General features: G+C 72.8%; 17 protein-coding genes. 9 read left to right on the forward strand and 8 right to left on the reverse strand.

The window, feature by feature from the left end; translation table 11 throughout:
* Positions 1 to 63: 63 nt before the first annotated feature.
* On the reverse strand, positions 64 to 729 hold the full coding sequence (gene hpf, locus ACFWEJ_RS06875) for a ribosome hibernation-promoting factor, HPF/YfiA family (RefSeq protein ID WP_377228453.1): 666 nt from the start codon (positions 727 to 729) through the stop codon (positions 64 to 66).
* 260 nt (positions 730 to 989) lie between these two features.
* Positions 990 to 1733, reverse strand: coding sequence for a ComF family protein (locus tag ACFWEJ_RS06880; protein WP_377228454.1), 744 nt, complete (start codon positions 1731 to 1733; stop codon positions 990 to 992).
* Positions 1734 to 1830: 97 nt separating this feature from the next.
* Here ACFWEJ_RS06880 and ACFWEJ_RS06885 point away from each other — a divergent pair, with 97 nt between their 5' ends.
* Entirely contained in the window at positions 1831 to 3093 is a 1263-nt protein-coding gene (locus ACFWEJ_RS06885; protein WP_377228455.1) for a winged helix-turn-helix domain-containing protein, read from the forward strand.
* Positions 3094 to 3118: 25 nt separating this feature from the next.
* Entirely contained in the window at positions 3119 to 4849 is a 1731-nt protein-coding gene (locus tag ACFWEJ_RS06890) for a cation:proton antiporter (RefSeq protein ID WP_377228456.1), read from the forward strand.
* 7 nt (positions 4850 to 4856) lie between these two features.
* Here ACFWEJ_RS06890 and mnhG read toward each other — a convergent pair whose 3' ends face one another.
* From mnhG to ACFWEJ_RS06920, 6 genes are read right to left on the reverse strand one after another with little or no spacing between them, the layout of a single operon-like run.
* The gene (gene mnhG / locus ACFWEJ_RS06895; protein WP_377228457.1) at positions 4857 to 5216 is read right to left on the reverse strand and encodes a monovalent cation/H(+) antiporter subunit G; all 360 of its coding nucleotides are present in this window, start codon (positions 5214 to 5216) and stop codon (positions 4857 to 4859) included.
* Positions 5213 to 5599 carry a monovalent cation/H+ antiporter complex subunit F gene (locus tag ACFWEJ_RS06900; protein ID WP_377228458.1) on the reverse strand — a complete coding sequence of 129 codons (387 nt, stop codon included), beginning with the start codon at positions 5597 to 5599 and terminating at the stop codon, positions 5213 to 5215. The genes mnhG and ACFWEJ_RS06900 overlap by 4 nt, the downstream gene beginning before the upstream one ends.
* Positions 5596 to 6210, reverse strand: a complete 615-nt coding sequence (locus tag ACFWEJ_RS06905) for a Na+/H+ antiporter subunit E (protein ID WP_377228459.1) — start codon at positions 6208 to 6210, stop codon at positions 5596 to 5598. The genes ACFWEJ_RS06900 and ACFWEJ_RS06905 overlap by 4 nt, the downstream gene beginning before the upstream one ends.
* A complete protein-coding gene (locus tag ACFWEJ_RS06910) occupies positions 6207 to 7868 on the reverse strand; it encodes a Na+/H+ antiporter subunit D (RefSeq protein ID WP_377228460.1) in 1662 nt (553 codons plus the stop codon). The genes ACFWEJ_RS06905 and ACFWEJ_RS06910 overlap by 4 nt, the downstream gene beginning before the upstream one ends.
* A complete protein-coding gene (locus ACFWEJ_RS06915) occupies positions 7865 to 8398 on the reverse strand; it encodes a Na(+)/H(+) antiporter subunit C (RefSeq protein ID WP_377228461.1) in 534 nt (177 codons plus the stop codon). The genes ACFWEJ_RS06910 and ACFWEJ_RS06915 overlap by 4 nt, the downstream gene beginning before the upstream one ends.
* A complete protein-coding gene (locus tag ACFWEJ_RS06920) occupies positions 8395 to 11442 on the reverse strand; it encodes a Na+/H+ antiporter subunit A (protein ID WP_377228462.1) in 3048 nt (1015 codons plus the stop codon). Before ACFWEJ_RS06920 ends, ACFWEJ_RS06915 begins: the two co-directional genes overlap by 4 nt.
* A gap of 309 nt (positions 11443 to 11751) precedes the next feature.
* On the opposite strand from ACFWEJ_RS06920, the gene secA reads away from it, so the two are divergent.
* The 7 genes from secA to prfA all read left to right on the forward strand — a co-directional run bounded on the left by secA (position 11752) and on the right by prfA (position 22232).
* Complete coding sequence (secA, locus tag ACFWEJ_RS06925) at positions 11752 to 14703, forward strand: preprotein translocase subunit SecA (RefSeq protein ID WP_377228463.1); 2952 nt, start codon at positions 11752 to 11754, stop codon at positions 14701 to 14703.
* A gap of 217 nt (positions 14704 to 14920) precedes the next feature.
* Entirely contained in the window at positions 14921 to 16213 is a 1293-nt protein-coding gene (locus ACFWEJ_RS06930) for a homoserine dehydrogenase (RefSeq protein WP_377228464.1), read from the forward strand.
* A gap of 12 nt (positions 16214 to 16225) precedes the next feature.
* Complete coding sequence (gene thrC, locus ACFWEJ_RS06935) at positions 16226 to 17341, forward strand: threonine synthase (RefSeq protein WP_377228476.1); 1116 nt, start codon at positions 16226 to 16228, stop codon at positions 17339 to 17341.
* Positions 17341 to 18357, forward strand: coding sequence for a homoserine kinase (thrB, locus tag ACFWEJ_RS06940; protein ID WP_377228465.1), 1017 nt, complete (start codon positions 17341 to 17343; stop codon positions 18355 to 18357). The genes thrC and thrB overlap by 1 nt, the downstream gene beginning before the upstream one ends.
* 353 nt (positions 18358 to 18710) lie before the next feature.
* A complete protein-coding gene (gene rho / locus ACFWEJ_RS06945; RefSeq protein WP_377228477.1) occupies positions 18711 to 20573 on the forward strand; it encodes a transcription termination factor Rho in 1863 nt (620 codons plus the stop codon).
* A gap of 235 nt (positions 20574 to 20808) precedes the next feature.
* Positions 20809 to 21027 (forward strand): 50S ribosomal protein L31, encoded by a 219-nt coding sequence (gene rpmE, locus ACFWEJ_RS06950; protein WP_119142620.1) that lies wholly within the window; start codon positions 20809 to 20811, stop codon positions 21025 to 21027.
* Positions 21028 to 21143: 116 nt separating this feature from the next.
* Positions 21144 to 22232, forward strand: coding sequence for a peptide chain release factor 1 (prfA, locus tag ACFWEJ_RS06955; protein ID WP_377228466.1), 1089 nt, complete (start codon positions 21144 to 21146; stop codon positions 22230 to 22232).
* Positions 22233 to 22239: the final 7 nt, after the last annotated feature.

Here is a 22239-nt window from a genome sequence, read left to right on the forward strand (position 1 = left end):
AGGGCGGAACCGTATCCGCCTCGCCGCCGTCCTGTTCTCGGCTGTGCCTTCCCGGCCCGCTCGCTATGTCAGGTCGGTGACCGGGGCGCCGCCGCACGGGTTGTCGAGCTGGATCACACCGAACGACCAGCCCTTGCGCTTGTAGAGCACCGACGGACGCGACGTCTCCTTGTCGATGAAGAGGTAGAAGTCGTGGCCCACCATCTCCATCTCGTAGACCGCGTCGTCCAGGGTCATCGGGTCGGCGTGGTGCAGCTTCTGGCGGATCACCACGGGCGAGTCGCCGATCGTGGTCTCCACGGAGTCACCCGGCGCGGCCAGCGCTGCCGGGGTCGAGATCTGGGGCTCGGGTCCGCTGGAGCCGCCGTCGGTCAGGATCTCGTCGAGCGGGCGCACGTCCACGGGGGCGAGCACCTTGTTGTTCCGGTGGTCCTTGCGACGGTCCCGGGCTCGGCGGAGTCGTTCGTTCAGCTTGTCGATCGCGAGGTCCAGGGCGCCGAAGCGGTCGTCTGCCGCAGCTTCGGCGCGGATCACCGGGCCCTTGGCGCGCAGCGTGAGCTCGACGCGCTCGCGGTTCTCGGACAGCCGCGGGTTGTTCTCGTGCGTGACCTCCACATCCACCCGGCGTACGTAGGGGGACAGCAGCTCCACCTTGGCGAGCTTGTCCTCCACGTGCTGGCGAAAACGGTCTGCCACGTCCGTGTGCCTGCCGACAACGACAATTTCCATGTGCGTATCTCCGCTCCGGGAACACTGGGCCACGCCGTCCCTTGCCGGCGGCGCGCGCCCTTCTCTACTGGGTCAGGCACCCCCTGCTGGTGCCGGGCACGTACCACCTCCCGTCGCGGCGCCCGACAACTTCGTCGGGCTCGGATCTTGCGTGGGAGGTTCAGGCTAACTCCGTCGCCTGGGTAACGACAGTCCCAACCAACGGTGAACAAGACGACACAGATCTGTCACACTTTCAGGTTCGGATCGGAACGTCGCTTTCACCCGACGCTCACGTCTCCGAGATCTGAGCGCCGCGCCCCGGGGGCCGGGGTCGCTGCCAGCACGGTTGCTCCCAGGACGTCGTGGCCGCACTCCTCGAGGGTTCGTTCGACGGCGGCGAGGGTCGCGCCGGTCGTGAGCACGTCGTCCACAAGAATGCACACGGATCTTTGTCCGAGCGCCCGCGCCCCGCGTCTCGTCATGCGGACGGAACCGCTCAGGTTGCGCCCGCGGGCCCGCGCGCCGAGGCCCACCTGGTCCCGCCCGCGACCCGTCCGGGCGAGGGCGGGCACCACGCGGGCGGGCACACCGCCGTCGTGCAGGCCCGTGGCCACCGCCCGGGCCAGGGCCGCCACGGGCTCGCGGCCGCGAGCCCGGCGCGCGGCCCCCGTGGAGGGCACGGGCACGACCGCGAGCGGTGCGCCGGAGGCGGGGGAGAGCACCGGCCCGAGGCGGGCGACGGCCCTGCGCAGCGCGGGCGCGAGGAGGCCGTCGAGGTCGGCCCGCCCGCGGTCCTTCCAGTGCACGACGACGTCGCGCACCGGGCCGGCGTACGGCGTCAGCGCCCACACGGGCACCGGCGGTACGCCGTCGAGCCGGTCCAGGCGGGGCGCGCCGTGCTCGACCCGCGCGAACGGGGCGGCGAGGAGCGCCGCGCACCGGGCGCACCAGGGCACGTCGGGCTCGCCGCACGGGCAGGCGACGGGCAGCAGGAGGCGAGCGAGCTCGCGGACGGGGCGCACCCGCCCACCCTGCCCGCCGCCGCGCCCTGCCGCCGGTTGTCCACAGGCCTGTGCACGCGTCGGCGCGAGTGTCAGTGGTGCGCGGCAGGATGGGGCCGTGCAACCGATCCAGATGTCCCTCGACCAGGCACGCCGGGCCGCCGTGGCGGCCCAGGGCCTGCATCGCCCGCGCACCGACGGGCCGCGCACCATGCGGCACGTCCAGGGCGTGATCGACCGGCTCGGCCTGTTCCAGATCGACTCGGTGAACGTGCTGGCCCGCGCGCACCTGCTGCCGCTGTTCTCCCGGCTCGGCCCGTACGACACCGACCTGCTGGACCGGGCCACGGTCTCGGGCCGGCACGCCCGGCGCTCGACCCGGGGCGCGGCGGCGGACCGGCGGCTCGTGGAGAGCTGGGCGCACGTCGCGGCCTACGTGCCCCCGCACGTCTGGCCGCTGCTGGCGTTCCGCCGCCGGTGGTTCGCCGAGGAGTACGACTGGCGCGAGCTGGACGGCGTGCGCCTGCCCGACGCGCCGCAGGTTCGCGAGGTGCACGACCTGGTGGCGTCCGAGGGCCCGCTGTCGGCCTCCCAGATCCACGACCGGTTCGTCTCCGAGGGGCGCTCGGTGCGCCGCAAGCGCGGCACCTGGTGGGACTGGAGCACCGAGAAGCGCGTGGTCGAGCACCTGTTCTTCACCGGCGAGGTGGTCTCGGCGGGGCGCAACGCGCAGTTCGAGCGGCTCTACGACCTGCCGGAACGCGTGCTGCCGCCGTCGGCCCTGGTCGAGGTGCCCGAGCTGGAGGCGAAGAAGGCCCTGCTGGAGCTCGGCGCGCGGGCGCAGGGGATCGGCGACGCGCGCAGCATCAAGGACTACTACCGGCTCAAGGGGCCGGTCGCGGACCGGGCCCTGGCCGAGCTCGCCGAGGAGGGCGTGCTGCTGCCCGCGCGCGTGGCCGGCGGGTCCGAGAAGTGGTTCCTGCACCGCGACGCCGCCCGTCCGCGGCGCGCGGCCGGGCAGGCCCTGCTCGCCCCGTTCGACCCGCTGGTCTGGGAGCGCACCCGCCTGGAGCGCCTGTTCGGCATGCGCTACCGGATCGGCATCTACACCCCGGCCGCCCAGCGCACCGACGGGTACTACGTGCTCCCGTTCCTCGAGGACGCGCAGCTCACGGCCCGCGTGGACCTCAAGGCCGACCGCGCCGCGGGCGTGCTGCGGGTCCAGTCGGCGCACGCCGAGCCGACGTTGACGGACCACACGCCGGCCCGGCTGGCGCACGAGCTGCACGCCATGGCCAGGTGGCTGGGCCTGGCGGGCGTGACCGTCGAGGACAAGGGCGCCCTTTCACCCGCACTGCGTGCCGCGGCGGCGGTTTCCTGAAACACGCGACAACTAAACTCGGGGCATGGCCACCGCTGCGATCTTTCTGGTAGCCACGGTCGCGGCCGGGCTCGGCGCGGTGCTGCTCCGGCTGCCGCCGCTGGTCGGGTTCCTGGTGGCCGGGTTCGCGCTCCACGCGGCGGGGGTCCAGGAGCCGGCCTACCTCGGGACCGTCGCCGACCTGGGCGTGACGCTGCTGCTCTTCGGCATCGGCCTCAAGCTCGACGTCAAGACGCTGCTGCGCAAGGACGTCTGGTTCACCACCGTCCCGCACCTGCTGGTCAGCGTCGCGATCGCGGTGGGCTTCCTCGGCCTGCTCGGCGTCGTCGGCTTCTCGATGCTCGCGGGCGAGGGCCTGGGCGTCCTCGCGCTCCTCGGGCTCGCGCTGTCGTTCTCCTCCACGGTGTTCGTGGTCAAGGTGCTCGACGGCCGCTCCGACCAGTCCGCCCTGTACGGCCGGATCGCCATCGGCGTGCTCGTCATGCAGGACCTGATCGCCGTCGTCTTCCTGTCGGTCGCCTCCGACCACCCACCGAGCCCGTGGGCGTTCGCCCTCGTGCTCCTGATCCCGGGCGCCTGGCTGCTGCGCAAGGTCTGGTCGCGCGTGGGCCACGGCGAGCTGCAGGCGCTGTTCGGCGTGGCCGTCGCGCTCGGCCCGGGCTACGCGCTGTTCGAGGCGGTGGGGCTCAAGGGCGACCTCGGCGCGCTCGTCATGGGCATGCTGCTGGCGGGCCACCCCGCCGCCACCGAGCTGTCCCGCAACCTGTTCACCGTCAAGGAGCTGCTGCTCGTCGGCTTCTTCGTCTCGATCGGCTTCTCCGGCGAGCTGAGCTGGCAGGCCGCGATCATCGGGCTGCTCCTGCTGCTCATGCTGCCGCTGCAGGCCATCGTCACGGCCGTGCTGCTGCGCCTGATGCGCCTGCGCAAACGGACGGCGATCCTGTCCGGGCTGGTGCTGGCCAACTACTCCGAGTTCGGCCTCATCGTGGTCGCGGTCGGTTCCCAGACCGGCCTGCTGCACGACGAGTGGCTCGTGGTGCTGGCCGTCGCCGTCGCCGCCAGCTTCGTGCTGTCCTCCGCGATCAACACGCGCGGCAACGAGTTCGCGATGTCGCTCGCCAAGCGCTTCCCGTCCAAGCCCAACGAGTGGCTGCACCGGGAGGAACGGCTCATCGACGTGTCCGGCGCGGAGGCGCTCGTGCTCGGCATGGGCCGGGTCGGCCGCGGCGCCGTCCGGCAGCTCCGCGACGACTACGGCATGGACGTCGTGGGCGTCGAGCACGACCCGACCCGGGTCACCGCCCTGCGCAGCGAGGGCTTCACGGTGGTGCAGGCCGACGCGACGGACATCGAGTTCTGGGGCCGGGTGCGCAGCGCGGGCGCCGTCCGCCTCGCGATCCTCGCCATGCCGTTCCACGCGGCCAACCTCATCGCCCTGTCCCAGCTGCGCGCGAGCGGGTTCGAGGGCACCGTCGCCGCCGTCGCCCGGTACGACGACGATGCGGCCGAGCTCGAGCGGCACGGCGCCGACGCCGTGTTCCACCTGTACGGCACGGCCGGCCTGGCCCTCGCCGACGAGGCGGCCGAGGCGGCGCTCGGGTACGACGCCGCCGAGCAGCTGCGCGACGCGCAGGCGGAGCGCCGGTCCGCGGCGGCGTCCGCCGACGAGCCCTCCGGCGAAACGGCGGACGAGCCCGCCGACGAACCGGCCGACGAACCGGCCGACGAGCCCGCCACCAGCGGCGGCGCGGCCTAGCCGGACCTCACGCCTGGTCCCGCTGCGCCGAGGTGCGCACCGGGAAGGCGTCGTCCTCGGTGTCCAGGAGCGTCGCGTCCACGCAGCGCGTGCGCAGCCCGGCCCGGCCGACCATGTAGGCGGCCACCGGCGACGTCATGAGCTGGAAGATCGCCACGAGCAGGAGCATCGTCGCCGAGCCCTTGTCCTGCAGCCGGAGCGCGACGCCCGCCAGGAGCAGCAGCAGACCCAGGACCTGCGGCTTGGCCACGACGTGCATCCGAGAGAGCAGGTTGTCGAACCGCATCACGCCGACCCCGGCGGAGAACGAGAAGAAGGCGCCGAGCAGCAGGCAGACGGCGGCGGCGACGTCGGTCACGACGGTCATGACTCCTCCCGCCCGTCGACGGCGCCCGAGGGCGACTCGGAACCGGCCGCGCCCGAACCGGCCGGCCCCGGGCCGACCGCGCCCGGCCGCGGCCCGGACCGCTGCGCGGCGGTGCCGTTCTTGGGGGGCTCGACGGCGGCGAAGCGCGCGATCGTCACCGACCCGATGAACCCGACCAGCGAGAGCACCACGAGGATGGGCACGGACTCGGTGCGGCGGGAGATCGCCGCCTCGACGGCGATGGCGCCCACGAGGGCGGTGGTGAGCACGTCGAACGCCACGGTCCGGTCCAGCATGGTCGGCCCGCGCTCGATCCGGACCACCGCGAGCAGCGCGCCCACGGCGAGGAGGGTGGTCGCTACCACCCCGACGGCGAGCATCATCGGCGTTCCTCCTTCTCCAGGGTGTACGGAGCGAGCCCGACCCGGGCCAGCTCGGCGCTCGGCGCGAAAGCGCGCAGCAGCCGGGCCTCCAGGTCGAGGGTGGCCTTCCGGACGCCCTCGGGCCCGCCCGACGCCGCGATGTCCAGCACGTGCAGCCGCAGGGTCCGGCTGGGCCGGTCGAGGTCGATCACGAGCGTGCCCGGGACCAGGGACGACAGGCCCGCGGTCGTCGCGATGAACAGGTCCGAGTCCGCGCGCAGGGGCACCGAGACCAGGGCGCCGTGCGGCGTCGGGCCGCCGCGCGCGGTGCGGCGCGGGACCACGGCGGTCCACGCCACCTGGAACGACGCCAGCACGAGGTCCCCGACGAACCGGCCGAGCAGGTGGAGCAGCGGGCCGACCCGCAGGGTCGTGGCCGTGCCGATGGGCGGCAGCGGGAAGGCCAGCGCCACGAGCGCGCCGAGCAGCACGCCGGACAGCACGTTCGCCCAGGACAGGTCTCCCCACAGGAGCACCCAGAGCACGGCGCCCACGACCATGGTCGGCCAGAGCGTCACGAGCCGGCGCGCCAGGCGGCGCCACGGGCCCTGGGCGGTGTCGGTGTGGTTCACGGCTCCACCTCCACGGTGTCGTCGGTGACCTTGTTCGACTCGCCTGTGCCCCGCGGCGCGCCGTCGGGGAACACGGCCTCGATGTAGGTGTGCCCGTCCATGACGGACTCGGCCGCCCGGTCGGCGTAGTCGTACAGCGGGCCGGCGATCACGGTGAGCCCGACGCTGATCGCCACCAGCGCCGCCGTCGGGCCGACCATGCCCCAGGGCAGGGGCGTCGGTTCGGGCAGCTTCTCGGGGCAGGGCTGCCAGAATGCCTTGTTCCAGGCCCGGACCACCGCGTAGAGGGTGAGCAGCGAGGTGACCACCGAGCCGACGACCAGCACCCAGGCCAGCCCGGAGCCGTCCACGACACCGGCCTCCAGCAGGCCCACCTTGCCCAGGAACCCGGACAGCGGCGGGATCCCCGCCAGGTTCATGGCCGGCACGAAGAACAGGACCGCGAGCCCGGGCGCCAGGGTGGCGAGGCCGCCCAGGCGGTCCAGCGACGTGGTCCCGGTGCGGCGCTCGATGAGCCCCACCACCAGGAACAGCGCCGTCTGCACGGTGATGTGGTGCACCACGTAGAAGATGGCCGCCGCGGTGCTCGCCTGGGTGGCGAGCGCGACCCCGAAGATCATGTAGCCGATGTGGCTGACCAGCGTGAACGACAGCAGACGTTTCACGTCGTCCTGCGCGACCGCGCCGAGGATGCCCACGATCATGGTGGCGAGCGCCAGCACGAGCAGCACGTTCTCCAGGACCTCGTTCCGCGGGAAGAGCAGCGTCTGGGTGCGCAGGATCGCGTACACGCCGACCTTGGTGAGCAGGCCCGCGAACACGGCGGTGACCGGCGCGGGGGCCGTCGGGTACGAGTCCGGGAGCCAGGCGGACAGCGGGAAGATGGCCGCCTTGATGCCGAACGCGAGCAGCAGCAGCGCCTGGATGCCGAGCCGGACGCCGGGGTCGATGTCGGGCAGGCGCTCGGCGAGCTGGGCCATGTTCACCGTGCCGGTGGCGGCGTAGACCAGGCCGACGGCGACGAGGAACACGATCGAGCTGAGCAGCGCGACCACCACGTAGACGCTGCCCGCCCGGATGCGCTCGACGGTCCCGCCCAGCGTGAGCAGCACGTACGAGGCGGCGAGCAGGATCTCGAAGCCGACGTACAGGTTGAACAGGTCGCCGGCGAGGAAGGCGTCCGCCACACCTGCGGCGAGGATGAGGAACGTCGGGTGGAAGATCGCCACGGGCAGCACGTCGCGGCGCACGTCCTCGTCGGCGTCCGGGTCCTGGGCCTCCAGGGCCTCGCGCAGGATCTTCGTGTTCTTGGTGGCGGGCGCCGTCCGGTCGTCGCCGTCGGCGATGCCCTGCGCCATCGAGTAGAGCAGCACGCAGAGCAGCACCACGCCGCTGACCAGCAGCATGAGCGCGGAGAGCGGGTCGGCCACGAGGTTGACCCCGACGGGCGCGGCCCATCCGCCGACGTCGATGACGACCGGGCCGTCCTGGGCGGCGACCACGAGGCCCGCGGCGGCGGCCACCACCACGGACAGCGCGACCACGGAGATGATCCGCTGCGCCCGTTCGTACCGGTGCAACGCCAGGGCGAGGCCCGCGGCGAACAGCGGCACCAGCACGGGCAGGGGGACGAGCGTCTCGGTGCTCCACAGGTTCATGCGCCGTCACCCCCGCGGGCGCCGGCGCCGGGCCGGGCGGCGTCGTCGGGCCCGGAGGCGGGGTCCGGCTGCGCGACCTCGTCCCGCACGGCCACCGCCTCCTCGTCCAGGGTGGACCCCGACTCCTCGGCGTCGCTGTCGGCGTACGACGGCGCGTCCGCGACGGCGAGCCGCGCGATGCGGGTGTCCTCCAGGTCGTCCTGCACCTCGTCGTGCCCGTGCAGCTGCCACGAGCGGTAGGCCATGGCCAGCACGAACGCGACCAGGGCGAGCGTGATGACGATGGACGTCAGCACCATGGCCTGCGCCAGCGGGTCGCTCATCGGTTCCGCGGTGGCGCCGGTGATGGGCGGCGCCCCCGCGCGGCCGCCGGCCACGAGGATCGCGAGGTTGGCCCCGTTGCCCATCAGCACGAAGCCGAGCAGGACCCGGGTCAGGGACCGTTCCAGCAGCAGGTACACGCCCGAGGCGAACAGGACGCCGACGGTCAGCAGCAGTGCCCCCGAGGGCACGGTGTCGAGCACGATCATGCGCGGTCACCCCCGGTGCGGACCTCGACGCGCCGGCGTTGGCCGATCGACCAGGCGAAGGGTTCCGCCTGCCGGTCCAGCTCGGCGCCGAAGGTGCGCAGGATGTCGATGACCAGGCCGATGACCACGAGGAACACTCCGACGTCGAAGAACAGGCTGGTGACCAGGTGCACGTCGCCCAGCAGGGGCAGGTGCAGGTCGAGGATCGTGCTCTCGAGCGCCTCCTGCCCGGCGAGCAGCGCCACGAGGCCCACGCCAGCAGAGAGGAACAGGCCGGTGCCGAGCACGAGGCCCGGGTGCACCGGGGCGGCCTCGCCCAGCTCGAACCGGCCGCCCGCCAGGTAGCGGACGGTCAGGGCCAGGCCGGCCACGAGGCCCGCCGCGAACCCGCCGCCCGGCGCGTTGTGCCCGCTGAACAGCAAGAACAGGGCGAACAGCATCATGGGGTGGAAGATCACGCGGGTCAGGACCTCGAACAGCATCGACCGCTGCACGGGGTCGAGCGTGGGCCCGGCGAGCAGCCACCGGCCGCGGCGCGCGGGCTGCGCGCTGGCGCTGTCGCCGGGCTGGACCGCCTGCGGGTTCGCGGCCCGGTCGAGGCGCAGGACGTCGCCGCTGCGCTGCCGCAGGAACACGAGGGACGCGACGCCGGTGGCGGCCACCAGCAGCACCGAGATCTCGCCGACGGTGTCCCAGGCGCGGATGTCGACGAGCGTGACGTTGACGATGTTGTGCCCGCCGCCGAAGGTCTCGGCCTCCACGGGGAAGTCGACGGAGACCGGCGTGTGCACCCGCACCAGCGGCGCGGCGGCCACGAACGCCATGACGACCAGGCCCGTGACCACGCCGATCGCGAGCCGCACCCAGCGGCTGGCCGCCAGCGGCCGGTCGGAGAAGTACGGCGGCAGGCGGCGGAGCACCAGCACCATGACCACCAGGGTCAGGGTCTCGCACAGCACCTGGGTCAGGGCCAGGTCGGGCGCGCCGTGCAGCAGGAAGAGGGCCGCGTTGCCGTAGCCGGCCACGCCCGCCAGGATCACGGCCTTGAGCCGGCGGCGGGCGCGCGCCGTCAGCACGGCGGCCAGCACGACGACGAGGACGACGACGAGCTGCGCCGGGCGGTCCCACGGCACCAGGGCGAACGGGCCGAGGTGGAGCACGCCGTCGCGTCCCGCGGCGTCCTGCGCGACCGGGAGTCCGTTCGGCTCGCCCACCAGGCCGAAGGTGAGCGCGAGCCCGGGTCCCACGGCGAGCGTCACGAGGATGACACCCAGGTAGAAGGGCAGGGACCCGCGCTGCGTGCCGGCCGTGACGTCGCTGGCCAGGCGGTCGAGCTTGCGCATGAAGCGGCGGTAGAGCACGTCGGCGCCGTCGGGGGACCACAGCGAGTCCTGCAGCCGCTCGACGCGGGCCCGCTGCCAGAACGCGAGGCCACCGGCCAGGAACACGGCGACGGTGATCGCGAGGGCGGGTGTGAACCCCTCCCAGAGGGTGAGGTGCCCGGGCTCGCCGGCGGGGTAGGTGTTCGCGTACGGGGCGAGCAGCTCCTGGCCCACCTGGGGCACGAGGGCCACGACCAGGCCGAGGATCGCGAGGACCAGCGGCGGCGCGACCATCCAGAACGGCTGCGGGTGGATCGTGCCGGGCGCGGCCTCGGGCAGGGCGGGGGGAGTGGTCGTGGGCGTCGTGCCGGGCGCCGCGCCGTGCGCCGTGGCGACCTCTCGTTCCAGGGGTTCGGCGGTGGCCGGCAGGCGCGGCTTGAACGCGCCCCAGAGGAACCGCAGCCCGTACGCGACTGTGAGGGCCGAGCCAACCGCGACCACGACGGTCATGACCCGGCCGAGCAGGTCGCCGTCGTGCTCCCAGGCGGCCAGCGCCGCCTCCTTGGCGACGTAGCCGGCGAACGGGGGCAGGCCGATCATCGAGGCGGTCGCGAGCGTGGCGGCCAGGGCGGTGACCGGCAGCCGCGGTCCGACGCCGGCGAGCTTGCGCAGGTCACGGGTGCCCGTCGCCGCGTCCACCACGCCGACCACGAGGAAGAGCGACGCCTTGAACATGGCGTGCGCGCCGAGCAGCGCGAGGCCCGCCAGCGCGGTGGCGCGCGTGCCGTAGCCGAGCAGCACCGTGAGCAGGCCGAGCTGGGAGACCGTGCCGAACGCGAGGACCAGCTTGAGGTCGTGCTGGCGCAGCGCGCGGTATCCGCCGAGCAGCAGCGTGGTGCCGCCGAGCACGAGCACGACCGTGCGCCAGGCCGTGAGGTCCGAGAACGCGGGCGCGAACCGGGCCACCAGGTAGATGCCCGCCTTCACCATGGCGGCCGCGTGCAGGTAGGCGGACACGGGCGTGGGCGCCGCCATCGCGGCGGGCAACCAGAAGTGGGTGGGCACCAGCGCGGACTTGGTGGCCGCCCCGGCCAGCAGGCAGACGACGGCGACGGTCACGGCCGGCCCCGTCGGCGGGTCGGCGACGACGGCCGACACGCTCCACGTGTCGGCGGCGACCCCGAGGATGACGACGCCGACCAGCATCGCGAGCCCGCCCGCGGTGGTCACGACCAGCGCCTGCATGGCGGCCCGGCGCGACGACGTGCGGTCCGCGTAGTGGCCGATCAGCAGGTAGGAGAACACCGTGGTGAGCTCCCAGAACACGAACAGCAGGAGCATGTCGTCAGCGGTGACGAGGCCGGCCATCGAGCCCGCGAACGCCACGAGGATCCCGCCGAACCGGCCCAGGCCGCGGGCGTCCTTGGCGAAGTAGGCGCTGCAGTACAGGAGCACGAGGGCGCCCACCGCGCCCACGATCAGCAGCATGAGCCAGGACAGGGAGTCGAGGCGCAGGTCGACGGCCAGGCCGAGCGCGGGGATCCACTCCACGCGTTCCGTGGGCGTGCGGCCGGCGTACACGGCCGACGTCTGGGACAGGGCATACGCGGTGGCCCCGGCGGGACCGAGGGCGAGCACCCAGAAGGCGCGTCGACCGAGGCGGGCGAAGAGTGCGGGCGCGGCAAGGGCCAGGACGCCGTGGGCGAGGAGTACCGGAAGCACGTCCGTTCCGTCCTGTCAGGGCTCGGGGACAGGACGTCGTGCCAGGGGTACCAGGTGCGAACCCGGGGTCGAGCACGTGACGGCTTGCCGCGCGAGCGCGGGCGGGTGGGCGATGTGACCACTCTATCCGGTGTCGGTCTCCGGTTCGTCACGAGGAACCCATGACGTGCTCAGGAACCGCATGCTTCCCGTGATCGTTACCCCGAGAGCGAACCCCGTCGGTCCGCCGTCCGCTCTGGGCCACCCGCTCAGGTTTACGGCCTACCATGGGCGACGGCGAAAACTCGACGACGACCTGGGAGAACCCGCGTGTCCATCCTCGACAAGGTCCTTCGCATCGGCGAAGGACGTGTCCTGAAGAAGCTGCATAACGTGGCTGAGCAGGTCAACCGCTTGGAGCCCAGCTTCGTCGAGCTCAGCGACACCGAGCTGCGCGAGGAGACGGCCCGCTTCCGCGAGCGTCTCGAGCACGGCGCCGACCTGGACGAGCTGATGCCGGAGGCGTTCGCGGCGATCCGCGAGGCGGCCCGGCGCACCCTCGGCCAGCGGCACTTCGACGTGCAGATCATGGGTGGTGCGGCGCTGCACCTCGGCAACATCGCCGAGATGCGCACCGGTGAGGGCAAGACGCTGGTGGCGACCACCGCGGCGTACCTCAACGCGCTGTCGGGCGACGGCGTGCACGTCATCACCACGAACGACTACCTGGCCAAGTACCAGGGTGACCTGATGGGCCGCGTCTTCCGGTTCATGGGGATGACCACCGGCGTCATCCTGTCGGGGCAGACGCCGGCGCAGCGCCGCGAGATGTACGCCGCGGACATCACCTACGGCACGAACAACGAGTTCGGCTTCGACTACCTGCGCGACAACATGGCGTGGTCGACGGACGACCTGGTGCAGCGCGGACACAACTTCGCGATCGTCGACGAGGTGGACTCGATCCTCATCGACGAGGCGCGCACCCCGCTGATCATCTCGGGTCCCGCGGCCGGCGACGCCAACCGCTGGTACACCGAGTTCGCCAAGGTCGTGCTGCGGCTGGTGCCGACCGTGGACTACGAGGTCGACGAGAAGAAGCGCACCGTGGGCGTGCTCGAGCCGGGCATCGCGAAGATCGAGGACTACCTCGGCATCGACAACCTGTACGAGTCGCTGAACACGCCGCTGATCGGCTTCCTGAACAACGCCATCAAGGCCAAGGAGCTGTTCAAGCGCGACAAGGACTACGTCGTGCTGAACGGCGAGGTCATGATCGTCGACGAGCACACGGGCCGTATCCTCGCGGGCCGCCGCTACAACGAGGGCATGCACCAGGCCATCGAGGCCAAGGAGGGGGTGGAGATCAAGGCGGAGAACCAGACGCTCGCCACGATCACCCTCCAGAACTACTTCCGCCTGTACGGCAAGCTCTCGGGCATGACCGGTACGGCCGAGACCGAGGCCGCCGAGTTCCAGGGCACCTACAAGCTCGGCGTCGTCCCGATCCCGACGAACAACCCGCCGCAGCGCCTCGACCAGCCCGACCTCGTCTACAAGAACGAGGACGGCAAGTTCAACGCGGTGGTCTCGGACATCGTGGAGCGGCACGCCTACGGGCAGCCGGTCCTGGTGGGCACCACCAGCGTCGAGAAGTCGGAGCTGCTCAGCGCCAAGCTGAAGAAGGCCGGCGTGCCGCACAACGTGCTCAACGCGAAGGAGCACGAGCGCGAGGCCGCGGTCGTCGCGATGGCGGGCCGCAAGGGCGCCGTCACGGTCGCCACGAACATGGCCGGCCGCGGTACCGACATCATGCTCGGCGGCAACGCCGAGTACCTCGCGGTGGCCGAGCTCTCGGAGCGGGGCCTCGACCCGGTCGAGACGCCGGAGGAGTACGAGGCCGCCTGGCCGGAGTCGCTGGAGAAGGCGAAGGCCCGCGTCGCCGCCGAGCACGACGAGGTCAAGGAAGCCGGCGGCCTGTACGTGCTGGGCACGGAGCGGCACGAGTCCCGCCGCATCGACAACCAGCTGCGCGGACGTTCCGGCCGCCAGGGCGACCCGGGGGAGTCCAGGTTCTACCTGTCGATGCAGGACGACCTGATGCGGCTGTTCAACTCCGGCCTCGCCGAGTCGATGATGAACCGCGCCGGGTTCCCCGACGACATGCCGCTGGAGTCCAAGATGGTCACGCGCGGCATCATGTCCGCGCAGGGCCAGGTGGAGTCCCGCAACTTCGAGATCCGCAAGAACGTCCTCAAGTACGACGACGTCCTGTCCCGCCAGCGCACGGTCATCTACGCCGAGCGCCTGCGGGTGCTGGAGGGCGAGGACCTGCGCGAGCAGGTGCAGCACTTCCTCACGGACACCATCACGGAGTACGTCACCAACGCGACCGCCGAGGGCCCGCCCGAGCAGTGGGACCTGGACGCGCTGTGGACGGCGCTCAAGGCCGTCTACCCGGTGTCGCTGACGCCGGAGGAGGTCGCCGACGAGGCCGGTGGGATCGACCGGCTCGGCGGCGACATGCTGCTGGAGGAGATCCTGTCCGACGCGCGGGTGGCCTACCAGGCGCGCGAGGACGAGCTCTCGGCCCCGGCCATGCGCCAGCTCGAGCGCCGTGTGGTGCTGTCGGTGCTGGACCGCAAGTGGCGCGAGCACCTCTACGAGATGGACTACCTCAAGGAGGGCATCGGGCTGCGCGCCATGGCGCAGCGCGACCCGCTGGTCGAGTACCAGCGCGAGGGCTTCCAGCTCTTCCAGGCGATGACCGACGCCATCAAGGAGGAGTCGGTCGGGTTCCTGTTCAACCTCGAGGTCACGGTGCAGCAGCCGGGCGCCGAGCAGGCGGACGACGGCGGCTCCGAGCTGCCCGCCGCCGGGCCGGTCCCGCCGCGCGGCCGCCTGGGCACGGGCCAGCCGGACGCCCCGCCCACCACGCAGATCCCGGTGGTCCAGCCCGCGGCGGCCCCGCAGCCGGCCCAGCCGCCCGCACCGCGCCAGCGCCGTGCGGCGGGCGCGGCCACGGAGCCGATTCTGCTCGCCAAGGGCCTGGACGCCCCGAGGCAGCAGCAGCCGCTGACGTACTCGGCCCCGAACGAGGACGGCACGGGCTCGGCGTTCATGCAGTCGTCGGACGGCGCGCGCCGCCGGGCGTCCCTGCACGGCGAGGCGACGGCCGCCACGAGCGACGGCCGGACCTTCCCGGGCACGCCGCGCAACGCGCAGTGCCCGTGCGGCTCGGGCAAGAAGTACAAGGTCTGCCACGGGATCAACGAGGCCTGACCGGCCCCGCGAGCCCGGACCGCCGAGGTAGTCACCAGGTGACTGCCTCGGCGGTCTTTTTTGGGGGGCAGAGCCGTCAGGCCGGCGCCCTGGGGCCGCTGTCGTGAGACAGGGCGCCCGTATGTCGGACGCTCCGGTTACCCTGGTCGCAACGTCCCGACCCGTGCGGAACCGCACCGGGAGCGGACCGTCCCCCGAACACGAAAGCAGGATCGCTGTGCCTGTCCCCGAGCCCGCCCGCGGGCTGCGTGTCGCACTGCTGGGCTGTGGCGTCGTGGGCACCGAGGTGGCCCGGATGCTGCTGGAGCAGGGCACTGATCTCGCCGCCCGCGCGGGCGCTCCGCTGGAGCTCGCCGGCATCGCCGTCCGTGACGCGAGCCGCCCCCGCGACGCCGCCATCCCGCCCGAGCTCCTCACGGAGGACGCCGGGTCGCTGGTGGACGGCGCGGACATCGTCGTCGAGGTGATGGGCGGCACCGAGCCCGCGCGCGCCCTGCTGCTGCGCGCGATCGAGGGCGGCGCCGCCGTCGTCACCGCCAACAAGGCGCTCCTGGCGGCAGACGGCCCCACGCTCTACAAGGCGGCCGACTCCGCGGGCGTCGACATCTACTACGAGGCCGCCGTCGCGGGCGCCATCCCCATCGTGCGGCCCGTGCGGGAGTCGCTCGCGGGCGACCACGTGCGCCGGGTCCTGGGCATCGTGAACGGCACCACCAACTACGTGCTGGACCAGATGGCCACCAGCGGGCTCGACCTCGACCAGGCGGTCAAGCAGGCGCAGGAGCTCGGCTACGCCGAGGCGGACCCCACGGCCGACGTCGAGGGGTACGACGCCGCGGCCAAGGCCGCCATCCTGGCCAGCCTCGCCTTCCACACCCGCGTCTCCGCGGACGACGTCGCCCGCGAGGGCATCACGGGCGTCACGTCCGACGACGTCGCGTGGGCCGCCCGCACCGGGCACGCCGTGAAGCTGCTGGCCATCGCCGAGCAGACCGGCGAGGGTGTCTCCGTGCGCGTGCACCCTGCGCTCGTGCCGCTGGAGCACCCGCTGGCGGGCGTGAAGGGCGCGTTCAACGCGGTCTTCGTCGAGGCCGACGCCGCCGGGCCGCTCATGTTCTACGGCCAGGGCGCCGGCGGCCGGCCGACGGCGTCCGCGGTGCTGGGCGACGTCGTCTCGGCGGCGCGCCACCGAGTGCTCGGCGGCAAGGGCCCGCAGGAGTCCACGTACGCGGCCCGTCCGCTGCTCCCGGCGGACGCCGCCGTGACGCGCTACCAGGTCCGCCTGCTCGTCGCCGACCTCCCGGGCGTCCTCGCCCAGGTCGCGGGCGTCGTGGGCGACCACGGCGTGTCCATCGACACCGTGCGCCAGACCGGGCCCTCCGAGGGCACGGCCGAGCTGCTGCTGACCACCCACGCGGCCCGTGAGGCGTCGCTGGCCGCCACCATCGCGGCCGTGCGCACGCTCGAACCGGTCCGTGAGATCACGTCCGTCCTGAGAGTCGAAGGCTGAACCGTGCCCGTACTGCCCGCAGAACCGAACGTCCCGTCCGCCGGCCCGGACCGCGCGCCCGCCTCGCGCCTCTGGCGCGGCGTGATCGCCGAGTACGCCGACCGGCTGCCCGCCCACCTCCAGCAGAAGATCGTGACGCTGGGCGAGGGCGGCACGCCGCTGGTGCCCGCCCCGGCGCTGTCCGAGCGCACCGGCGCCGAGGTCTACGTCAAGGTCGAGGGCATGAACCCGACCGGCTCGTTCAAGGACCGCGGCATGACGGCCGCGATCTCCGCGGCCGCCGGCCGCGGGGCCCGCGTCGTCGTGTGCGCGTCGACGGGCAACACGTCGGCGTCGGCCGCGGCGTACGCGACGCGCGCCGGCATGGTCTGCGCGGTGCTCGTGCCGGACGGCAAGATCGCCATGGGCAAGCTGAGCCAGGCCGTCGCGCACGGCGCCCGCCTGCTGCAGGTGGACGGCAACTTCGACGACTGCCTCGTGGCGGCCCGCAAGCTCGCCGACACCCACCCCGTCGAGCTCGTGAACTCGGTGAACCCCGACCGGATCGAGGGCCAGAAGACCGCCGCCTTCGAGATCGTGGACGCCCTGGGCGACGCCCCGGACATCCACCTGCTGCCGGTCGGCAACGCCGGGAACATCACGGCCTACTGGAAGGGCTTCACCGAGTACGCCGAGGCGGGCGTCGCGAGCCGCACCCCGGCCATGTGGGGCTTCCAGGCCGCGGGCGCCGCCCCGATCGTCAAGGGCCACCCGATCGACGACCCGGACACGATCGCCACCGCCATCCGCATCGGCAACCCCGCCTCGTGGGAGCTGGCCGAGCAGGCCAGGGACACCTCGGGCGGCGTCATCGAGGCCGTCACGGACGAGCAGATCCTCGCGGCGCACCGGATCCTGTCGGCCGAGGTCGGCGTGTTCGTCGAGCCGGCGTCCGCCGCGGGTGTCGCCGGCCTGCTGGCCCGGCACGAGCGCGGCCTGGTGCCCGCGGGGGCGCGCATCACCATCACGGTGACCGGCCACGGGCTCAAGGACCCGGGCTGGGCGCTGCGCACGCCCGACGGCGGCGAGGTCGAGCCCGTACGGGTCTCCGCCGACGTCGTCTCGATCGCCGACGCACTGTCACTCTGATGCAGCTCGGCGCCGACCACGTGCGGGTCCGGGTGCCCGCGACGAGCGCGAACCTCGGGCCCGGCTTCGACTCCCTGGGCCTCGCGCTGGCCCTGTACGACGAGGTCGAGGTGCGCCTGGTGGCGAGCTCCGACGTGGTCGTGGAGATCGAGGGCGAGGGTGCCGGGGAGGTCCCCCTCGGGGAGGACCACCTGGTGGTGCGTGCGCTGCGGCGCACGCTGGACCTCGCGGGTGCCGTGCCCACCGGCATCCACATGACGTGCCACAACGTGATCCCGCACGGCCGGGGCCTCGGCTCGTCGTCGGCCGCCGTCGTGGCCGGGATCGTCGCCGCGCGCGCCCTGCTCGCGGACCCGCGGGCCATCGACGCCGCCACCGTGCTGGGCCTGGCCACCGAGTTCGAGGGGCACCCCGACAACGCCGCGCCCGCGATCCAGGGCGGCGCCACCGTCGCGTGGACCACCGCCGACGGCCCGCGGGCGGTCGGGCTGGACATCGACCCGGCGATCGAGGCCACCGTGCTCGTGCCCGACGTGCGGCTCGCGACCGCCCGTGCCCGGGCCGCCCTGCCTGCGCGGGTCTCGCACGGCGACGCCGCGTTCACGGCGGGCCGCGCGGCACTCCTGGTGGAGGCCCTGGCCCGGCGTCCGGAGCTCCTGTTCGACGCCACGGAGGACCGGCTGCACCAGTCGTACCGGGCGGGCGTCCTCGGCGCCTCCGCCGAGCTGCTGCGCGCGCTGCGCGAGCAGGGCGTCCCGGCCACCGTCTCGGGCGCCGGGCCCACCGTCCTTGTGCTCGCCGGACCCGGGCACCGGGCCGCGCGCGACGCCGTCCTCAAGGACCTCGTGGACGAGACCGCGGGCTGGAGCCGGCTGAGTCCCGGGATCGATCTGACGGGTGCGCGTGCCCGAAGGATTACCGGTAACACAGGTGCGCTATCGTCCGGCTCGTCGGGGGCAAAGAGAAGTCATGTCGGACCAGGATCACCAGCAGTACGGGGTGGTAGTATGCAGTGAACCTTCGGGATAGCACTCCTGAGCCTTGGTGGCGGGAACACGGATTCAACATCGGTTCCCCACCGCCTACCCAGCGACAGTCTCAGCCGCTCAGCCGTGCCCGTAGCAGGCCGTGATCTACGGCCACCGCATCTCGCGAGAAGGCAGACAACGCCCCCGTCAGCCGTCTTCGTCGTACCACTGATGCGAGGTTTTCCGCGTTCCGGCCGTTCGGCGCCGGGCGCCCACTATCCCGCGGCCCGCGATCAGGCGACCAGCCGCAGTTCGAGGGGGAAGGGTCCTTCGTGACAGACACCACCGATAACGCTCAGTCAGCCACCGGCCGTGCGGCCGGCACCGGAGCGCTGAGCAGCATGCGCCTCGCCGAGCTCCAGGCACTCGCCGGAGACCTGGGCGTGAAGGGCACCTCCAGGATGCGCAAGAGCGACCTCGTGGACTCGATCCGCGAGAAGACGGGTGGCGCGACGAAGCGCCCGGCCCGTGCCGCTTCGGCCCCGGAGCAGCTCACCACCGACAAGCCTGCCCGTAGCGAGGCGCCGGTCGCCGCCGCCGAGGTCACCACCTCGGGTGTGCGCGCCGCCGCGAGCACGGAAGCCGACAAGGCCGCCCGTCTCGCCCAGCTGGCCGACGCCGTCGCGGCGCCGCGGGAGCAGAACGGGCGCCGTCGTGGCGCCGGACAGGGTGCCGCCGACGGCACCGCGGACAAGTCCGCCGAGGACAAGGGCCGCAACGGCCAGTCGGCGAACGGCCGCACCTCGCGTGCCGGCAGCGACCGCGGCGCCGAGCGCGCCGGCGACCGCACCGCCGACCGGTCCGAGCGCGGCACCACCCGGACCGCGGAGCGCGCCGCCGACCGCGGCCCGGACCGCACCGCCGACCGGGCCGCCGCCGGCGAGCTCGACGACGACCGCAACTCGCGCCGCCGCCGGGGCCGCGACCGGGGCCGGGACCGCAAGCGCGGCCGCGGCCGCACGGGTCCGGACGTCGCGGGTCTCGAGAACGTCGAGGTGCGCGAGGACGACGTGCTGCTGCCCGTCGCCGGCATCCTCGACATCCTCGACAACTACGCGTTCGTGCGGACCTCGGGCTACCTGCCCGGCAACAACGACGTCTACGTGTCGCTGAACCAGGTCAAGAAGGCCGGCCTGCGCCGTGGCGACGCCGTCGTCGGCGCCGTGCGCCAGCCGCGCGAGGGCGAGGAGCCGCCGCAGCAGGCGGTCGGTCGCAACGCCAAGGTCAACAAGTTCAACGCCCTGGTGCGCCTGGACACGGTGAACGGCATGACGCCGGAGGAGGCGCGGGAGCGCCCCGAGTTCACCAAGCTGACGCCGCTGTACCCGCAGGAGCGCCTGCGCCTGGAGAACCCCGAGGCGACGAAGCTGACGCCGCGCGTCATCGACATCGTCGCGCCGATCGGCAAGGGCCAGCGCGGCCTCATCGTCGCGCCGCCCAAGGCCGGCAAGACGCTGATGATGCAGCAGATCGCCAACGCGATCACCGCCAACAACCCTGAGGTCCACCTCATGGTCGTGCTGGTGGACGAGCGCCCCGAGGAGGTCACCGACTTCGAGCGCTCGGTCAAGGGCGAGGTCATCTCCTCGACCTTCGACCGCCACGCCTCGGACCACACGCTGGTCGCCGAGCTCGCCATCGAGCGTGCCAAGCGCCTCGTGGAGCTGGGCCAGGACGTCGTGGTGCTGCTCGACGGCATCACCCGCCTGTCGCGCGCCTACAACCTGGCCGCCCCGGCGTCGGGCCGCATCCTGTCCGGTGGTGTGGACGCCGCCGCGCTCTACCCGCCCAAGAAGTTCTTCGGCGCCGCCCGCAACATCGAGGACGGCGGCTCGCTGACCATCCTCGCGACCGCCCTGGTCGAGACCGGCTCGAAGATGGACGAGGTGATCTTCGAGGAGTTCAAGGGCACCGGCAACATGGAGCTGCGCCTGTCGCGGTCCCTGGCCGAGAAGCGCATCTTCCCGGCGATCGACGTCAACGGTTCGAGCACCCGGCGCGAGGAGATCCTCATGTCGAAGGACGAGCTCGCGATCGTCTACAAGCTGCGCCGCGTCATGGGCGCGCTCGACCAGACGCAGGCCGCCGAGCTGCTGCTCGGCCAGCTCAAGAAGACCAAGACGAACGTCGAGTTCCTGCTGCACGTGCAGAAGACGACGCCGGGTGGTCTCACCGAGGACGACAACGTCGGCGAGACCGTCTGAGCCGGAGGTGACGCGCAGGGCGGGGGCCGAGGTACGAGGCACCCGCCCGAAGCAGAACCGCAGGCTCAGACGGCAACAAGCACCGTCTGACGGTGGTCTGACGACGTCTGACCCACGTCACACCCCACTGCCTCGCCGATCCGGGCGAGGTAGTGGCACAATTACTGGCTGGCTCGCTGGTTCACGTCCTCGCGGTTCTGCAGGGCGACCCAGTGGCATCTCACCAAGGAGCAACATGAGGGCTGGAATCCACCCCGAGTACGTCGTCACCCAGGTCACCTGCACCTGCGGCAACACCTTCACGACGCGTAGCACCGAGACGTCCGGCAAGATCAGCGCCGACGTCTGCAGCGCCTGCCACCCGTTCTACACGGGCAAGCAGAAGATCATGGACACCGGTGGCCGCGTGGCCCGGTTCCAGGCGCGCTACGGCAAGAAGGCCGCCGACAAGTAGCGACTCCGCAGCGCCGGTGGTCCGGTCCGACAACCTCTCCAGGGGCAGTCGGACGCCGGACCACCGGCGCTGTTGCTTTGCCCAGACCTGCCTTCCCGCCGTAACGAGGAGAGATCGTGACCGAAGCGTTCGCCGCCGTCGGGCCGCTGCTCAGCGAGCACGCCGAGATCGAGACGGCGCTGGCGGACCCCGCCGTGCACGCCGACCCCGGTCGCGCCCGCACGCTGGGCCGCCGGTACGCGGAGCTCAACCAGGTGGTGGGCGCCTACAAGGCGTGGGAGCAGGCGCACGACGACGCCGAGGCCGCCGCCGAGCTCGCGGCCGAGGACGCCTCGTTCGCCGAGGAGCTGCCCGTGCTCCGGGCGGCCGAGTCGACCGCGGAGGAGAAGCTGCGCCGGGTCCTGGTGCCGCGCGACCCCGACGACGGCCGCGACGTGATCCTCGAGATCAAGGCCGGCGAGGGCGGGGAGGAGTCCGCGCTGTTCGCGGGCGACCTGCTGCGCATGTACCTGCGGTACGCGGAGCAGCGCGGCTGGTCCACGCAGCTCCTGGAGGCCACGGCGTCCGACCTGGGCGGCTACAAGGACGTGCAGGTGGTGATCAAGGCCAAGAGCGTCCAGGGCCCCGAGGACGGCGTCTGGCACAGCCTCAAGTACGAGGGCGGCGTGCACCGCGTGCAGCGGGTGCCGGTCACCGAGTCGCAGGGCCGCATCCACACCTCGGCGGCGGGCGTGCTCGTGTTCCCCGAGGTCGACGACCCGGGCGAGCTCGAGATCGACCAGAACGACCTGCGCATCGACGTCTACCGGTCCTCCGGCCCGGGCGGGCAGTCCGTGAACACCACGGACTCCGCGGTGCGCATCACGCACGTGCCCACGGGCATCGTCGTCTCGATGCAGAACGAGAAGTCGCAGCTGCAGAACCGCGAGCAGGCCATGCGCGTGCTGCGCGCCCGGCTGCTCGCCGCGCAGCAGGAGGCCGCGGCCGCCGAGTCCGCCGAGCTGCGCCGCTCGCAGGTGCGCACCGTGGACCGGTCCGAGCGCATCCGCACGTACAACTTCCCGGAGAACCGGATCGCCGACCACCGCACGGGCTACAAGGCGTACAACCTCGACCAGGTGCTCGACGGCGACCTGGGTCCCGTCGTGCGGTCGGCCATCGACGCCGACGAGGCCGCCCGGCTCGCCGAGGCCTCCGGTGTGTGAGCGGTAC

Source organism: Promicromonospora sp. NPDC060204 (assembly GCF_042728455.1).
Classification (GTDB): Bacteria; Actinomycetota; Actinomycetes; order Actinomycetales; family Cellulomonadaceae; genus Promicromonospora.